The following is a 16582-nucleotide window of genomic DNA, read 5'->3' as shown; positions in this document are numbered from 1 at the left end:
GTTTCATTTATTGTGACGTTAAAGTGACGATGTAATGTCGCGTTTAATGCAAGCTATTGTTTATATTAGGCTTGCGATTTTACGTTCAGTTGTTGAATAGTCAGTAATTTGACGGTATCCTGTGCGCAAAATGTAACAAAGATTTACATGTTGTTACATTATATTAGCAAATCCGCTTAATCGATCCAGGAGTAATCATGGCCACTGCAAGGACAACCATTTTCAAACTGAGCACACTTTCTGCTGCTATTTTATTGACTGCATGTAGCAACTTGTCACAACCAGCCAGTGTATCTGTATACAACGCAGAAGAGTTAGCGCAACGAAACAATGCCTTGCTAGAAAGAGAAAAAGCGGTCGCTAAGCGCGAAGCTCAATCTCAAGATGCTATAGCCGGTAAAACGAGCCCAGAAGGTGAGTTACTTCCGCCTAATGCTAAACCTGGTGAATGTTATGCGCGTGTATGGGTAGAACCTACTTACGAAAATTACACAGAAACCGTCATGGTAAAAGAAGCCAGTGAAAATGTGAGTATTGTGCCAGCACAATATCAACAGGCCACTGAAACCATTGAAGTACAACCTGCTAGCTTTAACATGGTCGCAGTACCTGCAACTTACGATGTTGTGACTGAGCAAAAACTAATACGTGCAGCAGGTTCGCAGTGGTTAGTCGACTTACGTAAGGGCAGTGCCCCTGCAAGTGCTGAATTATTGAAAGCCGCAACAGAGCACGGCATTAATCTTAATAATGCCACGGCTGGAATGTGTTTCCATGAACATTACATGCCTGCACGTTATGAGCAAAAAGGTGAGTCTGTACTGGTTGCGGAAGCGTATGATGTTGTTGAAACCATTCCTGCAGAATTCCGTTGGGTTGAAAAGCGTATTCTAGTTAAAGAAGCCAGTACTCGTATGGAAGAAGTGGCTGCACAATATGAAACGGTTACTGAAGACGTTGTAGACGTACCTGCTCACAATATCTGGAAAAAAGGCGTTGGCCCAATTCAGAAAATTGATGAAGCAACTGGCGAAATCATGTGTTTAGTTGAAGTGCCAGCCACTTATAAAACACTGACAAAACGTGTATTGGTGTCTCCTGCAACATCACGCACAGTCGATATTCCGGAAGAATACGAAACAGTTCGCGTGCAAGAGTTAGTGAGCGAAGCAAGAGAAGTGCGTACACAAGTACCTGCTAAGTATAAAGACGTTCAGGTCACTCAAAAAGTCGCTGATGTTGAGTTTGTTTGGCATGAAGTGCATAACGACGAACACCCAAAAGCAACTCGCACTGGCAACAAGATTTGTTTGACAGAAACGCCAGCTGAATTTGAAACGGTTAGTCGCCGTGTTGTGGTAAGCCCTGCATCAACTCAGCGCGTAGATGTTGCTGCAAAATATGAAACCATGAGTGTGACTAAGTTAGTGTCTGCTGCGAAAGAGATGCGTTCTGAAGTGCCTGCAGAGTTTGAAACAGTGTCACTGAGCCGTATTGATAAAGATGGCTTTATGGAATGGCGTCCAATTTTATGTGAAACCAACATGACGCGTACAACCATTACCGATCTACAACAGGCATTAGCAACAAAAGGCTATAACCCAGGTAAGATTGATGGCGTAGTGGGTGTTGATACCATCAAAGCTGTTAATGCATTCCAAAACGATAATAACTTACCAACCGATAAGTACATCAATATCGAAACGGTAAAAGCATTAGGCGTTAATCTTTAATATAACGTTTAAGGGCTGTCGATCTTTGAGGGTGAAAGTAAACCCATTAAAGATTAATTATCCCCGCTAAAAAAGCCCAGGTGCCAATCTTATTCAGACGGTCACCTGGGCTTTTTGTTGCCTTAATCACTCCACATAAATTGGTTATATGATGCTTGTTTAACGCTGCTGTACATGGTCGGGGGTTATTGATAAAAATATAGTTATATTAACTGTTTGCGTTAATATTCTTTGTGATAGTATTCGCCAGATTTTTTCACTATCATTAAGGAACAATGATGTACAAAATGTCTCTTCTTGCCACAACCTTGTGTGCTGTTTTAGCTGCTCCTGCCTTTGCCAACACCGATACACTCTCATCAACATCAGATAACCGCGGTTTTTATATCGGTGGTGCAGTGAATAAAACAGAACTTGGTTCTGGTGATGCCAGTGGCTCAGCCGATGCGACAGGTTTTGGGATATACGGTGGTTATCAATTTAACGACTGGTTTGGTTTAGAAAGTAACTTTTTTGCCGCTGATGTGGGTGAAGATGGCCTTGATGTGGTCGCTGGTGCACTCACCTTTACTCCCACATTTACTGCGCGTTTCAATGAGACATTTTCGGTTTTTGCTAAAGTGGGTGTGGCATCAATGGCGGTTGTTGTTGATGGTTACTATGATGACTTTACCGCTTCGGGTTTTGGTTTAACTTATGGCATAGGTCTAAACGCAGCAATAACTGAAAACCTTAACCTTCGGTTAAGTTACGATATGAGCAAAGGCGATCTTGATATTGATGAGTATGGCTATGTTGATGATATAGATGCTGAAATTGAGCAATTAGCATTGGGTTTACATTACCAGTTCTAACCATTTATTCGAGCTGTTTATCAAGAAAATTAAGGCTACCAACGGGTAGCCTTAATTGTTTCGTGCTTATAGCGTAGGACGATGTAAATCGAAACGCTGCTCGTCTGAAATACCATAATACGCCGAGGGTCCGCCAGCACGTAACACTGGTTCTGCTAAGGCTGTTTGGTAAATTCCTTCTGCACTGAGTAAGTGCTTTTCAATGTGTACCGCGACCACTTCACCGAGTACCAACCAGGTATCAATTTTATTGCCATTTGCATCAGTGAGCTGAATGCATTGGGTTAATTTACATTCAAAGTTGACTGGGCTTTCGGCGACCCTATCTGCCGCGACAATATTACCGGCTATAGGTGTTAATTCTGCAAATTCAAACTCGTCAGTACCGCGAGTTAATGGCGCCGAGGTTTGGTTCATTTTCGCGGCTAAGCTGCGGGTAGTTAAGTTCCACACAAACTCGCCCGTTTCAACAATATTAGCCACACTGTCTTTCCAGCCTGTACTAGCAAAACCAATGATCGGTGGGTCGTAGTTAAAGCAGTTAAAAAAGCTGTAAGGGGCTAAGTTACGCTGCCCCTGGGCATTACGCGTTGAAATCCAGCCAATAGGGCGTGGGCCAATAATTGCATTTAGTGGATTATGCGGTAGGCCATGGCCTTTACTCGGCTCATAAAAAAATCGATTTTCAGTGCTCATTACATGTCCCTTTTTACGACGGCATCAATGCGGTCCACAATAAACGTAAACCTACTACGATCATTAAACTCAGAATGATCTGCTTAAATTGTTTTTCATTAAATTTATCTTGAATGCGTAGCCCTAGTTTTACCCCAATCCAAGCAATAGGGGCAAGCATGGCTGAAACCAGTAAATTACTCAGATTAATCTGTCCTAGCATGGTGTAGGGGATCAATTTAACTGCATTAATAACTGCAAAAAACATCACGGCGGTACCAAGGTATTGTGTTTTCTCTAGGCGCAGCGGGATTAAATAAGCATTTAATGGTGGCCCTCCGGCATGGGCGACAAAGCTGGTGAACCCAGCAAGCATACCGCATATTCGGCCAATTAGGGCAGACGGTTTACGCTGAGACCACTCACCAAACGTTAATCCATAAATGCCAAAGCCTAACGAAATAACACCTAAAATACCGCGAAGATACTGCTCATTGAGTTGATCAAATAATAAATAAGCCACCACAATACCGACCATGGCCGCAGGTAATAAAATCAATAATTGCTGATTACTTTGTTTATTCCACCACGAGCGGACACTTAACAAATCCATGTAAACCAGTAAGGGGAGCATGACCGCTGCCGCCGCAGCAGGGCTAATGGCGAGAGCCAATAACGGCACAGTTAAACCGCCTGCGCCACCTGCAAAGCCTGATTTAGAGATACCGGTAATGAGTACGGCTGGTATGGCGACAAGCCAAAATATTGGATCGGTTAACATGTTTCTCTCTGTCGATTAACTGAGCTTGTCATTAAATGTTTGAGAGGTTCATAGTGCACTGAGCGAATGGCATTGAGCAAGCAAATTTAAGGATATCAATTCGCGAGGGATAATAAGCGCTAACCATTAAGAATTAGCGGAGCGTAATAGTGCTGGAGATTGTTGCTCTGTGGTGTGGCTAGCGAGTCGTTGAACTAATACATCAAACTCAAGGGGCTTATCAAACAAATACCCTTGTAAGTAATGGATACCCAAGGTGGTGAGTGTGCTTGCTTGTTGTCTGTTTTCAACCCCCTCCGCAACGATGCGATAACCCAATCCATGCGACATCACCATGACGGCTTTGACAATATCAATACCATTAAGGTGAAGGTTAGCAATAAATGAGCGATCAATTTTGACAATGTTTATGTGTAAATTTTGAATGACCGAAAGTGATGAATAACCGGTGCCAAAATCATCAATTGAAATTAAAAAACCGAGCGTTTGAAAGTCGTTAACCATGCCAATTAGCTTATGCTTATCCTGGGAAAATACCGATTCGGTAATTTCAATATGCACATCACTGGGCGACACATTATGCTGACTTACAATGGTATAAACTTGATTAACAAAGTCGGCATCCTCAAATTGTATAACCGACACATTAACAGAGATTTTCAAGGGCTTATATTGCTTATGTAATGCAGACAATTTGCGCATCGACTCGTCTATTACCCAATAACCGATTTCTTTGATGGCGCCATTTTTCTCAGCCAATGGAATAAACACATCGGGTGATACAGTCGCACCTTCAAATTCCCATCTGAGTAGTGCTTCAACTGATGCAATCTCACCAGTATTTGACTTGATAATAGGTTGAAATACTAGCCTTAACTGCCCCGCAGAAACCGCTTGAGCAATCCCTTTACTGAGGTGTATTTCGTGTTTTATTTTTTGCTCTAACTCACCGCTAAACATAACAAAATCGTCAGAACCCCCACTTTTTCGACTGTACATAGACAAGTCCGCTAAACTGATTAAATCGGAGAGTGATTGGCCGTGCTCAGGATATTTGGCTATGCCAATAGAACAGTCCATATTAAGGACATGTTGAGTCGTTACAAAAGGCATGTTGATTTGTCTTTTTAGCCTAATCGCGAGCTCTTCAAAGCGGTAATGTTTGGTTTGGTGCGCCATGATAATGAATTCGTCACCCCCCCAGCGACAGGTAATTTCACCATGTTCGCAAGTCTGTTGTATCCGTTGTGCCACTTCGGTTAATACTTCGTCCCCAACCCGGTGGCCAAAATTATCATTGGCTTGCTTAAAACCGTCTAAATCAAGGAAGAAAATAGCATACTTAACGTCGGATTCGGCTTGTTGGAGCTGTTGATTCGCAGCCTCAACAAAAGCGCGTCGATTTAATAAATGAGTAAGAGGATCTCGTTGGCTTAATTGAATAATCTCTTTGGTTCTTTGTATGACCTTTTGCTCCATACTTTTTAATAATTGATTGTGTTCATTTCGTAGCTTAATAGAATGCGCAGTAAAATTAGCCGCCGTTTTGGCGATAGAAAACATCACAATGGTATAAGCAAGGCCCAAAAAACCCAATATGCGGTGTTCAGGGTTACCGGATATTATCATTTGGATTGAAAAGGGGGCCAGTAACAAAGAGGCGTATATTTGCGATACGAGTTTATTGCCAGAGAGTATTGTCGCTGCGCCACCGGCCATGGCAGAGACGATAACCAGTGCGGAAAATAATTCGTAAATACTCAATATAGAGTAAAAAAACAGGCAATAAAATGCCCAGAAAACCGCCGTTAATATTACACCTGCGCTAAAACGATATAAGTCATGTTGGCATCCGAGTGTGCCTTTATTCGTCCGTACAACCCAAAGGAAAGCGTCGATAGCACGCAGTATCATTAACCCAGATAAACATAACCACCAGAGTAATTTGAGGTGGGCAGCAGATTGATCTTCAAAGCCAAATGCTAATCCTGCAGAGGCAATAATGGTAATACCAATACCAGGAATGGAGCTACGGTATAACAATTTTAGGTGGTCATGCAGGAGCTGTGGGTCTACCAATGTCGTCATGAACACCTTTACCGTCACGATGAATGATTAAGTAATAAGTATACTGCGGATGTTTAAAAAAACTACTCAGGCAGCGTTTTTAACCTAAAAATCAATATTCATGGAGTTGTCTGAGCGTTGAAATATTAAAAAATATTATTAAAATAAGTGAGTTGCACTTTATGTTAAATAAAGCGCAACCATTAACATGTTGTGTTTGCACGGTATCGATTTAATGATAATGCTTCGTCATCAGTGCTGATTTAGACCTAAAATAAAAACTCATATAGGTAACCTGCTAACACAGCCATTGATAAAATCACCACAAGAAAAGTCACGATTAGGGTATTTTTAAAAATAGATTTGAGCAAAATTATTTCAGTTAAACTGGCGCCAGCACTGCCAATAATCAGTGCCATAACCGCACCCAGCCCCATACCTTTTGCCGCTAATGCAGCACTTAACGGAATAACCGCTTCTGCACGGATGTATAGCGGAATACCAATCACTGCCGCCACAGGTATCGCAAATCAATTATCGCTACTAGCTATTGTGCTGACGAGCAAATCCCGCCAGTATGATGCAACACAGTGGGTATAAGTTAAGGACGATGTCACCATGATAACCTTGGATGAATGGCAACAACACGGACGGTTTGAGCAATTTAATGGTCAGCAAATCTTCACTCGTACAGGAGGGAATCCCTCAGCGCCGGCATTATTGCTCATTCATGGTTTTCCCAGCGCCAGTTGGGATTGGGAAGGCATGTGGCAACAACTCACTGAACGATATTATGTGATTACCCTTGATATGCTGGGTTTTGGCTTGTCGGATAAACCTAAAAATAGCGAGTATTTGATTAGCCAACAGGCCGATATTTATCAGGCGCTTTTAGCCAAGTTAGGCGTGAATGAATATCATATTTTAGCCCACGATTATGGCGATACCGTTGCACAAGAGTTATTGGCAAGGCAAGTTGATGGTGGTAGCAATATACACATTAACAGCGTGTGCTTATTAAATGGCGGCTTGTTTCCTGAAACCCACAAACCGGTATTAATTCAAAAGTTATTATTATCGCCCTTGGGATCGTTTGTGGCGAAAAGGATCACCAAGCCAAAATTTGCAGCCAACTTACAGCATATATTTGGTCCATCAACCCCACCAACGCCAGAGGTAGTCGATACGCTTTGGCAATTGTTAACCCATAATGATGGTATCGCAGTGATGCACAAGCTCATCACCTATATGACGCAACGCAAACAACATCGTCAACGTTGGGTGGGTGCTCTGGTGGACAGCCCTGTACCAGTCAAACTGATCGCAGGAGCGCTCGACCCGATCTCGGGTCAACATATGATCGATCGCTATGGTCAATTAATCCCCAATGCGAATGTCACCACCTTACCGACACTCGGTCATTACCCTCAAGTAGAAGATGCCACTGCTATCACTGAGGCATATTTACAGTTTAGAGACAGCATAGAGTAATCTATGATTTTAATATTTAGGGCAGCATTTAATGCCGTTTATTGAGGCTTGCCAACTAGAACATTTGCTCACAAATCAATGCTAGACTGCGTAAGGTGTTGCACGCTAACGTTATGTTTTTGGCGGTGAGTCAGTATTTCAGCGCTTATTGTGACGTCATTTTTTATCGACGTTGTTTTTGACATCACTTATCGCCATCAATCTTTGCTATCAAATACTGCCATTAATAGGTAACGCGAAACATGAAAACAGCCATTGAGTATTACTTTACCAGCCTTTCTCCCTATGCCTATTTAGGTCACCATGCGTTTACAGCCATTGTGGCAGAGCATCACACCTCCATCGACTACAAGCCGATAAAACTCGGTAAACTGTTTGCCGAGCGAGGCGTGTTACCAGTAAAGCAACGCCCGCAAGCCAGGCAAGATTACCGTTTAATCGAGTTAGCACGCTGGTCTAAAAAACGCCAATTACCGCTTAACCTTCATCCGGCTTTTTTCCCGGCAGACCCAAGCTTGGCCGACAGATGCACCATTGTGCTACAACAAATGGGACAAGACCCAAGTGAGTTTGTTGTCAATGTACTGGCGGCATGTTGGGCAAAAGAGCAAAACATTGCCGATGTTGCATTGATTGCACAGATCCTGGCGTCTATGCAGCTTGATGCTGAAAAGGTTATTGAGCAGGCATCATCGAGTGAAATTGAAGCAATATACGAAGCCAATACCACGGCTGCTATTGAAAAAGGTTTGTTGGGTGTGCCGACCTACGTTTATCAAGACGAGCCATTTTGGGGGCAGGATAGACTCGAATTACTTAACGATAAGCTGACCGAGTAAGGCTCATTCGGTGACATCTAACATAAGGTTGCAGTGATCATTTACTGCAACCAATACCAATACCAATACCAATACCAATAATAGTGAAATTTAAAAAGTAACAACCAATAATCATTTGCGGTTTATGTGTCATAATTTGGTTTGGGAGATAATAATGTTACCTATCAATAATCATCAGCTGGTAGCCATTATGGTTGAGTGTTTTTTCATCAACGCTTAATCACAATTCATTATTTCAACTTTGTAATACCGATTAGAACCGCAATAATACCCCCCGCCATTCCCGCCCAGGCTTCAATAGGAGTATCACCACTTATCGCACGGGTAATTTGAGAACTCGCTGCATCATAAATATTGTAACCCCACAACGCTAAAAAAATACCTGCAATAACAAGTGCAATTCCAATAATTTTACTGTTCACTCTAACTCCAGACTTTGATGAGGCGGCACTAATAATGCCACTGTTGATGACGTTCAATAGGCAATGTCGCAATAGATAATGTCGCAATAGATAATGTCGTAATAGATAACGCGAAACTAACGCAACTTATGAGAGCTCTTAATACAAGCTCCCAGACCAATTTCTGAGGTATGAGAGCTTCCATCGAGTTCATTTCTAGTCAAAAGAACAGACATCAGTTAATTTCGTCTAAAAGATTGATTTTTATGTATATTTATGACTTAACGTTATTTCTAATCGATTCAATTCGCTCACGGTTAACGCCAAAGTCTGAGTGACCCACCCGTGAGGCCGATCTTACCTGGATCATGATTTTACCTGACTCAGCGGGTGGAAAGTAAAACTCAACATCGTCAACAAAGCGCATAATCTGCGAGGTAAATTCAACCCGAATATAATTATCTTCAACCACTACAATATTGGCATTCTCTGTTAATTTTAAGGCGTGCAATAAGCCTACTTGAGCTTGTTGAGACGTGCCGCTAAATTCAATCGGTTCAATATAATGCTCTTCATCTGCAGTTGCTTGCTGGCTGTTCACGCAATTAGGTGAATCAGGGCAGGGCATAAATTGGCCATCATTAACTCCCAGAGTTGGCACAGTGCCAGAACAACCCATTAATAGCATCATGCTGAGTGACAGTATGGTTATTTGTTTATACATCATCATTATCCTTTAATTATTTTCACGGTGGCCGTAACTTAATACTCGAGTGATTTCCCACTTATTATCTACTTTACGCCAAATCATTACAAAGTCAGCTTTACCTTCGCATTTGTTGGTTTTATTTTGACAAAATACATGCACGCCTTCTGTTATAGCGCCAAAATCTTTAATCGCGTGGGCATCAAACGTCCCTTCTATCAGTTTGCGAGTAAAATGCCCACAGGCATTATTTTGCGTATTGGCAATCATGCTATCGCGATCCCATGTCACTCCACCATTATCATGATAAAACTCAACATCCTCTGCAAAAAAGCTCGCATGTCTCTCTAGTTCTTCGGGTTGTTGGCATCGATTAAAGGCATCAAACACTGCGGTATCTAATGCTTTCATTTTATCGGTTAGTGTAGCGTCATTTGCCAATATTGGGGCTGAAGCTATTGAGAGTAAGGTTATTAATAACAAACTGACTTTATGCATTGAGTGCCACTCCTTGTGAGCTAATACTGAACAGTAGGCATTTGCTGTTTTACGGTAGTTATATTTTTGTACACTTTCGAATAGCGGTGCTTTTTCAAGATAGTTGTTTGTCCTTATGGTGCCTTTTAAGCTGGCTTTATCCGTAAACATTTTAACTAGTGGTTAAATTTCCCATGCATTAAAAAGTGCAGCACTTGTGCTATCACGATTTTATTTTTCATCATAAACGTGTGAGTCACTGCGATGGGGATATGATCGCTCATGCCATCAAGTAGAGTGCTGGCCACTGAGACTTTGCCATCATTGGGCATTGGCAAAAGACTTGATAACAATAAATTAAAACTGCGAGTGCCGGCAATAATCCCAACATCAAAATTAACCGCACCAAGCATGCGAGGTTGATCATCTAAGCGGGTGCCAAGCTGCATACCCGCAGGGCCATTAATGAATTTGAAACCGGGGAGCGTTTTTAAACGGTCTACGACTTCGCTTCCTTTATTTGGAGGCCCAAGCATCACCACTCGACCCAAATTTTCAATCGTGTGTAAATGCAGATACTGCCTAACTAAAATCCCACCCATTGAATGGGTAACAAAGTGAACTTTACTGCCTTTGGGGCACTGTGCAAGCGCGGCAGTAATGGCATCTTCAGCTAATTTTGCAATATGATATTGGGTCGAGGGGTATGAAAAATTAATAGTGTGATAGCCAGCCGCATTTAAGGCCAAGGCTAAAGTCGTCATCGAACGATGCGTTCTTGCTAAACCGTGCAGTAAAATAACATATTCATCCTTCGGTGAAGGTGATGTATCAATAACAGCCAACGCATTCTCCCTTTGCCATTTTATCGTTTATACCATGTTTTGAGGGTATTCGCGTGGCAGTTATGCATGATTGAAATGTGCCATTTTTATCATGGATACTTAACATCTTCCACTGCACGCCGTTTAAAATAAAAGTGAACGGTATCTTCATTATTGATTCATCTTTTTGAAGGAATCATATTCATAGCCACACGTTTAACAACCTACAAATAAAGCGAACTATTAGTTATGTGTTTTTATGATTTAAAACCTTCGGTTTTCATCTGCCAAGATGGCCTCGTTTTCTGGATACGATATTTTGCATTATGAATAAAAAAGCATTCATTAGGCCTTAATATTGCCCATCATTGGAATTGAATTCCAACTATATTTTGATTGTTTTTACTTGTTTATATTCAACATCAAAATGCAATATTTACTGATTTATCAAAAGAAATCGTAAGTTAAGCCGATAAGTATTTTTAGGATTAATGAAAGCAAGTCTGAATAGAGTTCACAATTCAGCGTTTATTTAACCATTAATATTAACTAAATTAGGCGAAGCCATGATAAAATTATTGAACTATGGACTGTTTTATTAAATGAAAATGTAGGGAATATCATCGGTTTACAACTCTTTGAATAAAAGGGTAAAGAGAGCGTTTAGTGGCTAAAACTTCGATTACACCAACAAGTCCCAACGAGATTTCACATTGGTTAGATTGGCAATGTAGCATGATCTCAGGTGTTCAATGTGGAGGGATTTATCTCACTTCGCATTCCGTTGAAGATGTGCTTCAAAATATCGCCATTTGGCCTCAGTCTAATCCCCTATCCTCAACGCTTCAGGTTATTGCTACTAGTACCATTAAAAGTGGTGTCGGTGGTGTGAATAAAGCTGTTACGCAAGAATCACATCCCATTGATTATGTTACTCAACCATTAATCCGCCAAGGGAAAGTCGTCGGAGTGGTGGTATTGGCGCTCGACGTGCGTTCGGAGCAACAATGCCAAGCCGTACTGCAATTATTGCAGTGGGGTACTGTATTTCTGGAAAAATTACTCAAACAGGCTAATGAACAACATAGTGATGATGCTGCCATAGCGCTTAATGCCGTTGCATTGCTTACCGTGAAAGAACCTTTAGCTGTTATGGGTTACCATTTTTGTAATTTCCTTGCAGATCATTTCAATTGCACCAGAGTACAACTCGGACTGAGTAAAGGCTTACAGGTGCAAATATTAAGTGTGTCACATCAACTTCATTTTGACCGTCGTATTGAGCGTATAAGACTGGTTGAGTTTGCAATGGAGGAATGCATTGAGCAAAACCAAAATATTATTATTCCTGCGCCACTAACTGAAACCTCAGCCGTTATTCAGACACACACTCAACATTTACTCAATGATGATAATGAGGCTGTTTGTTCTATTATTTTACACGATGGCGAAATGCAAATTGGTGTTTTAACTTTGGTGTCTAATCGAAGCGATGGTTTTGATAATGATACGATAAAACACTTAATGACGATTGCCAATCATGCCGCTCCAGTTATTGGTTTAAATATTAATAATGCTTTGCCGGTTTTGGCAAGAATACAAAAAAGTATGAAAGGGCAGATCCATCGACTTATTGGTCCAGGGTATGTCCGTAGCAAAATGTTCGCGCTTGCTAGCATTATAGCGGTGGGATTATTAACGTTAGTACAAACGGACCACATTATTACTGCACAAGCTTCAGTCGAAGGAAAAATGCAGCAAGCTATTGTCGCACCTTTTAGCAGTTACCTTGCTACAACTCATGCTAGAGCTGGCGACCTGGTTGAAAAAGACCAAATCCTTGCGACGTTAGATGATCGAGATTTGCAGCTTGAATATGATAAATGGTCTAGTGAACGAGACAAGCAAGCTAAAGAATATCATCAGGCATTAGCCCTGCGTGATCGCGCTCAAATCAGTATTCTACTGGCGAGCATTGCACAAACAGATGCCCAGTTGAACAGTGTCGAAGAGAAATTACAACATACTCAATTACGGTCGCCGTTTAGTGGTTTATTGGTGAGTGGAGATTGGAGCCAAGCATTGGGTACGCCTATTGAGCGAGGTCAGTTATTGTTTGAGGTCATACCCGCTAAAAATTATCGTGTTACGCTGCAAGTTGATGAGCATGATGTTGCAAATTTGACTTCGGGACAGCGGGCTAATTTACGACTAACCGGACTGTCGGAACAATCGATCCAATTAAGTATTTCACAGATTTTTCCTATCGCATTAGTGGCACAAGGAAGTAATAATTTCCGTGTAGAGTCTGACATCATTGATCCTCCCAAAGGTTTACGTCCTGGTATGCAAGGTACCGCCAAGATTGTTGTGGGGCGTGGAAGCCTATTAAGCGTCTGGAGTGACTCCCTGTTATCTCGATTACGCCTTTGGGCTTGGTCTTTGGGGATATAATCGATGACTAAAGAGCGTAGCCCCTCATCAATGTGGCAGTATGTCGCAGAATTGCGTCCATATTTACGTAAACACGTACAAATATTGGTGCAAGATTATCGCGGTGAGCGCTGGTATCTTTTACACGACGAATCCAGTGGTAAATTTACCCGTTTTAATGCTACCGCTTATGAAGTGATAGGGCGTTTAAATGGTGATTTCTCAATGCAAGAAATCCTCTATCTCGTCAATAAAGTGCGTCCTTCTGATGAACAACTTGAAACCGACGACATCATTAATATTCTGGCACAATTGCAACGTGCAGAAGTGCTACGCGATGGTCTCCCTGCCGGTAAGCAAGATGTGCTAAACCGATACACTCAATCACAGCAAACAAAACGTTCAGCGTTGGGGAATCCGCTCGCTATTCGTATTCCGTTGTTTGACCCTGATCGTTTTCTTAACTATTTAACGCCATTGGCAAGAGTGATTTTTTCTGCGGCAGGCTTTTGGGTTTGGCTATTTACTCTCGCGACAGCAATGATTTTAGCCGTGTTAAATACGCAAGATATTGTGGCTGCGGTGGGCGCTAAAACACTGAGTAGTTCTGAATTACTAGCGTTTTGGTTGATTTACCCCATTATCAAAATTTTGCATGAGCTTGGCCATGGTATGGCTGTCAAAGCCGGTGGTGGTGAATCCCATGAAACCGGCATTACCTTGCTGTTATTTATGCCCGTTCCTTATATTGATGCGTCAGCGTCCTGGGCATTTAGAGATAAACGGCGCAGAGCCCTCGTTGGCGCTGCCGGAATATTAGTCGAGCTCTTTTTGGCCTCTCTAGGCCTATTTGTGTGGTTGCTGAGTGAGCCTGGCATTGTTCACGAAATCGCGTTCAATACCATGTTGATTAGCGGTGTCTCAACCTTGCTATTTAATGGTAATCCCTTATTGCGCTATGACGGCTACTATGTGTTATCGGATTTGATTGAAATACCTAATTTAGCCTCACGGGCTCATCAATTTTATTTATACCTTATGCAAAAATATGCGCTTGGTATGAAAGGCCTGCGTTCACCAATAACGGCAGATGGAGAATCAGCCTGGTTCTTATTTTATGGTTTAGCATCGCCGCTGTATCGGTTGTTAGTGTTGATTGGTATTGCGATGTATTTGCCCAGTGAATTTTTTGTGATTGGTATCATTTTGGCGAGTTGGGCGATATTTAAGCAAATACTCAAGCCGTTATTACAGACATTATATTTCCTTTTTACGAGCCCGCGTCTTGAGGCGCGGCGTGTGCGCGCGCTATCGACTCTTGGTTTTGTGATGATTATTTGTGCTGGCTTACTGCAGATACCCGTAGCGCTCACAACACAAGCGCAAGGGGTTGTGTGGTTTGATGATAATGGACAAATTTTTAGTCCTTCGAATAGTTTTGTGCAAGATGTGCTAATTGCCTCGGGGAGTGAGGTCCGCACGGGTGATTTGCTTATACGATTAGAGGACAAACAACTGCTTACTGAGCGGACTATCTTGGAAGCTCGATTACGCGAGTTACACACCAAACGACTTTTAGAACGTAATAATAGTCGGGTGCGTGGCGCAATGGTTGCAGACGATATTAACGCCGTGACAGCAGAATTAAATAAACTCAATGAGCAATTAGACGCGTTGCTGATTATCAGTCCGGTTAATGGACGCTTTATTTTGCATGACCCACATCAGTTACGAGGTGAGTTTGTGCATCAGGGAGCCATTTTAGGTTATGTGATTCAAGAGCAACAGCCCATTTTACGGGCGGTTGTAAAGCAAGAGTATGCTGACTTATTGAATTCACGGCCCGGTTTGATTGAGGTGATTCTGCCCGGTCAATTAGATACACCTATCCAAGGAACACTCATACGCCAAGTGCCTGCTGGCAGCTCAACCTTACCGAGTATTGCACTTGGTGCACTCGGCGGTGGCGAGATCAGTGTCGATATGCGTGATGAAACCGGATTAACCGCGACAGAAAATGTTTTTCAGTTAGACATTGCGCTCCCTAAGGGAACAAAAGTGACAGGGATTGGCGGTAGAGCTTATGTGCGCTTTAACCATGGTTCAGAGTCTTTGTGGGGGCAGTGGATGAGAAGCCTACAGCACTTATTTTTAAGGCATTTGCTCCCGTTAACTGCATAGGACGAATTCGTGTGGTTTCGTTAATGCGTAAAGTAATTAAATATATTTAATATCATAAAGATAGTTGGTTTTTACTCTAATGTTAACCATGTCAATATTGACAGTTTGTCTGAGTAAATTACAACAAAATACCATATACAGATGCGAGAAAAAGCTATGGGTCGTTTTAGACTACAACGAGAATTTTTAGTACTGCTTTTGCCACTAACATTGTTATCGGCATTTGCATCGGCGGCCATTGAGCCGCCACCCAATGAGTTAGAGTCTCTTGATTGCGTGATTGACCCCAGCGTTGTTGCTGATTTAGGCAGTCATGTACCAGGGGTTTTGCAATCGGTTGAAGTGGATCGTGGTGACTTTGTTAATGCGGGTGACGTGATTGCGATACTTGAATCAAGTGTTGATCAGGCGTCGCTCGAGCTTGCACGAACACGCGTTTCGTTGACGGCGGAGATAGAATTACGCCGTATTAATGCTGCTTTTGGTGAACGGCAAAGTAAACGTATTGCTGATCTCTATAATCGCTCAATGATATCGAGCAAAGAGATGGATCAAACAGAAACAGAAACTCGATTAACTCAACTGCAACTTGATCAGGCGCTAGATAATCGCAAACTCGCAGAGCTTGAATACGCTCGGGCTAAGGAAGTGGTCGATCGCCATACCATTCGCAGCCCTATTACGGGGTTTGTCATGGAACGCTTTAAAACATTAGGTGAGTATGTTGACGACCAACCTATCGTTAGGGTTGCACAACTTTCTCCATTAAACGTTGAAGTCATCATCCCGGTAGAGCTATTGGGTAAAGTGAATAAAGACATGATAGCTGACGTCTGGGCAGATGCTATTGGGCAAAAGTGGCAAGCAAAAGTGAATCGTATCGATCGTGTTGCCGATGTGGCGAGTGGTACCTATGGGGTGCGTCTCACTTTAGATAATCCAGATTATCAAATACCCGCAGGGCTTCGTTGTAAAGTCAGCTTTATTCAGGATCACAATGGTGATGAAGCACAAACTGTTAACGCGACTCAACCAACCATGCATCCTAGCGATCATCAATTGATTTCTGATAATGCTGTTACCGAAAATGATCATACCGTAGTCAACAGTAATTAAGTCG

Annotated in this window: 14 protein-coding genes and 1 pseudogene; 7 read left to right on the top strand and 8 right to left on the bottom strand. The window is 42.1% G+C overall.

Going from position 1 to position 16582, the window contains the following annotated elements; genetic code table 11:
* The first annotated feature begins 197 nt into the window (after nt 1–197).
* Nucleotides 198–1733, top strand: a complete 1536-nt coding sequence (locus AC19MV_RS09255; RefSeq protein ID WP_432401059.1) for a peptidoglycan-binding domain-containing protein — start codon at nt 198–200, stop codon at nt 1731–1733.
* Between the two features lie 275 nt (nt 1734–2008).
* Entirely contained in the window at nt 2009–2587 is a 579-nt protein-coding gene (locus AC19MV_RS09250) for a porin family protein (protein WP_498298609.1), read from the top strand.
* Between the two features lie 66 nt (nt 2588–2653).
* Here the strand turns inward: AC19MV_RS09250 and AC19MV_RS09245 are convergent, their stop codons facing one another.
* From AC19MV_RS09245 to AC19MV_RS09230, 4 genes and pseudogenes are all read right to left on the bottom strand, one after another.
* A complete protein-coding gene (locus AC19MV_RS09245; RefSeq protein WP_498307163.1) occupies nt 2654–3283 on the bottom strand; it encodes a flavin reductase family protein in 630 nt (209 codons plus the stop codon).
* Between the two features lie 13 nt (nt 3284–3296).
* Entirely contained in the window at nt 3297–4043 is a 747-nt protein-coding gene (locus AC19MV_RS09240; protein WP_498307161.1) for a sulfite exporter TauE/SafE family protein, read from the bottom strand.
* A gap of 126 nt (nt 4044–4169) precedes the next feature.
* Nucleotides 4170–6131, bottom strand: coding sequence for a putative bifunctional diguanylate cyclase/phosphodiesterase (locus AC19MV_RS09235; RefSeq protein ID WP_498307159.1), 1962 nt, complete (start codon nt 6129–6131; stop codon nt 4170–4172).
* 248 nt (nt 6132–6379) lie between these two features.
* Nucleotides 6380–6640: pseudogene (locus AC19MV_RS09230) on the bottom strand (permease); the annotation flags it as partial.
* Between the two features lie 88 nt (nt 6641–6728).
* On the opposite strand from AC19MV_RS09230, the gene AC19MV_RS09225 reads away from it, so the two are divergent.
* Entirely contained in the window at nt 6729–7601 is an 873-nt protein-coding gene (locus AC19MV_RS09225; RefSeq protein WP_498307157.1) for an alpha/beta fold hydrolase, read from the top strand.
* A gap of 242 nt (nt 7602–7843) precedes the next feature.
* Nucleotides 7844–8440, top strand: a complete 597-nt coding sequence (locus AC19MV_RS09220; protein ID WP_498307155.1) for a 2-hydroxychromene-2-carboxylate isomerase — start codon at nt 7844–7846, stop codon at nt 8438–8440.
* 230 nt (nt 8441–8670) lie between these two features.
* On the opposite strand, the gene AC19MV_RS09215 is transcribed toward AC19MV_RS09220, so the two are convergent.
* The 4 genes from AC19MV_RS09215 to AC19MV_RS09200 form a co-directional block, all read right to left on the bottom strand.
* Nucleotides 8671–8862 carry a DUF3185 family protein gene (locus AC19MV_RS09215; RefSeq protein WP_498307154.1) on the bottom strand — a complete coding sequence of 64 codons (192 nt, stop codon included), beginning with the start codon at nt 8860–8862 and terminating at the stop codon, nt 8671–8673.
* A gap of 253 nt (nt 8863–9115) precedes the next feature.
* Nucleotides 9116–9565 (bottom strand): DUF1499 domain-containing protein, encoded by a 450-nt coding sequence (locus AC19MV_RS09210; RefSeq protein ID WP_498307152.1) that lies wholly within the window; start codon nt 9563–9565, stop codon nt 9116–9118.
* A gap of 12 nt (nt 9566–9577) precedes the next feature.
* Nucleotides 9578–10045 carry a nuclear transport factor 2 family protein gene (locus AC19MV_RS09205; RefSeq protein WP_498307150.1) on the bottom strand — a complete coding sequence of 156 codons (468 nt, stop codon included), beginning with the start codon at nt 10043–10045 and terminating at the stop codon, nt 9578–9580.
* Nucleotides 10046–10200: 155 nt separating this feature from the next.
* Nucleotides 10201–10869, bottom strand: coding sequence for an esterase/lipase family protein (locus AC19MV_RS09200; RefSeq protein ID WP_498307148.1), 669 nt, complete (start codon nt 10867–10869; stop codon nt 10201–10203).
* A 645-nt stretch (nt 10870–11514) separates the two neighbouring features.
* On the opposite strand from AC19MV_RS09200, the gene AC19MV_RS09195 reads away from it, so the two are divergent.
* The 3 genes from AC19MV_RS09195 to AC19MV_RS09185 all read left to right on the top strand — a co-directional run bounded on the left by AC19MV_RS09195 (nt 11515) and on the right by AC19MV_RS09185 (nt 16578).
* A complete protein-coding gene (locus AC19MV_RS09195; protein ID WP_498307146.1) occupies nt 11515–13302 on the top strand; it encodes an efflux RND transporter periplasmic adaptor subunit in 1788 nt (595 codons plus the stop codon).
* A gap of 3 nt (nt 13303–13305) precedes the next feature.
* A complete protein-coding gene (locus AC19MV_RS09190) occupies nt 13306–15462 on the top strand; it encodes a hypothetical protein (protein WP_498307144.1) in 2157 nt (718 codons plus the stop codon).
* Between the two features lie 156 nt (nt 15463–15618).
* A complete protein-coding gene (locus AC19MV_RS09185; RefSeq protein ID WP_498298587.1) occupies nt 15619–16578 on the top strand; it encodes an efflux RND transporter periplasmic adaptor subunit in 960 nt (319 codons plus the stop codon).
* The last annotated feature ends 4 nt before the right edge of the window (nt 16579–16582 follow it).

The organism is Shewanella sp. MF05913 (assembly GCF_059758095.1).
Note: the sequence above shows the minus strand (reverse complement) of the source record. Positions and strands in the feature narration are given on the sequence as shown.

What these genes read in the sequence shown, in the direction of transcription:
- AC19MV_RS09255 (WP_432401059.1), top strand. Translation starts at nt 198, where the DNA reads ATGGCCACTGCAAGGACAACCATTTTCAAACTGAGCACACTTTCTGCT.
- AC19MV_RS09250 (WP_498298609.1), top strand. Translation starts at nt 2,009, where the DNA reads ATGATGTACAAAATGTCTCTTCTTGCCACAACCTTGTGTGCTGTTTTA.
- AC19MV_RS09245 (WP_498307163.1), bottom strand. Translation starts at nt 3,283, where the DNA reads ATGAGCACTGAAAATCGATTTTTTTATGAGCCGAGTAAAGGCCATGGC.
- AC19MV_RS09240 (WP_498307161.1), bottom strand. Translation starts at nt 4,043, where the DNA reads ATGTTAACCGATCCAATATTTTGGCTTGTCGCCATACCAGCCGTACTC.
- AC19MV_RS09235 (WP_498307159.1), bottom strand. Translation starts at nt 6,131, where the DNA reads ATGACGACATTGGTAGACCCACAGCTCCTGCATGACCACCTAAAATTG.
- AC19MV_RS09225 (WP_498307157.1), top strand. Translation starts at nt 6,729, where the DNA reads ATGATAACCTTGGATGAATGGCAACAACACGGACGGTTTGAGCAATTT.
- AC19MV_RS09220 (WP_498307155.1), top strand. Translation starts at nt 7,844, where the DNA reads ATGAAAACAGCCATTGAGTATTACTTTACCAGCCTTTCTCCCTATGCC.
- AC19MV_RS09210 (WP_498307152.1), bottom strand. Translation starts at nt 9,565, where the DNA reads ATGTATAAACAAATAACCATACTGTCACTCAGCATGATGCTATTAATG.
- AC19MV_RS09205 (WP_498307150.1), bottom strand. Translation starts at nt 10,045, where the DNA reads ATGCATAAAGTCAGTTTGTTATTAATAACCTTACTCTCAATAGCTTCA.
- AC19MV_RS09190 (WP_498307144.1), top strand. Translation starts at nt 13,306, where the DNA reads ATGACTAAAGAGCGTAGCCCCTCATCAATGTGGCAGTATGTCGCAGAA.
- AC19MV_RS09185 (WP_498298587.1), top strand. Translation starts at nt 15,619, where the DNA reads ATGGGTCGTTTTAGACTACAACGAGAATTTTTAGTACTGCTTTTGCCA.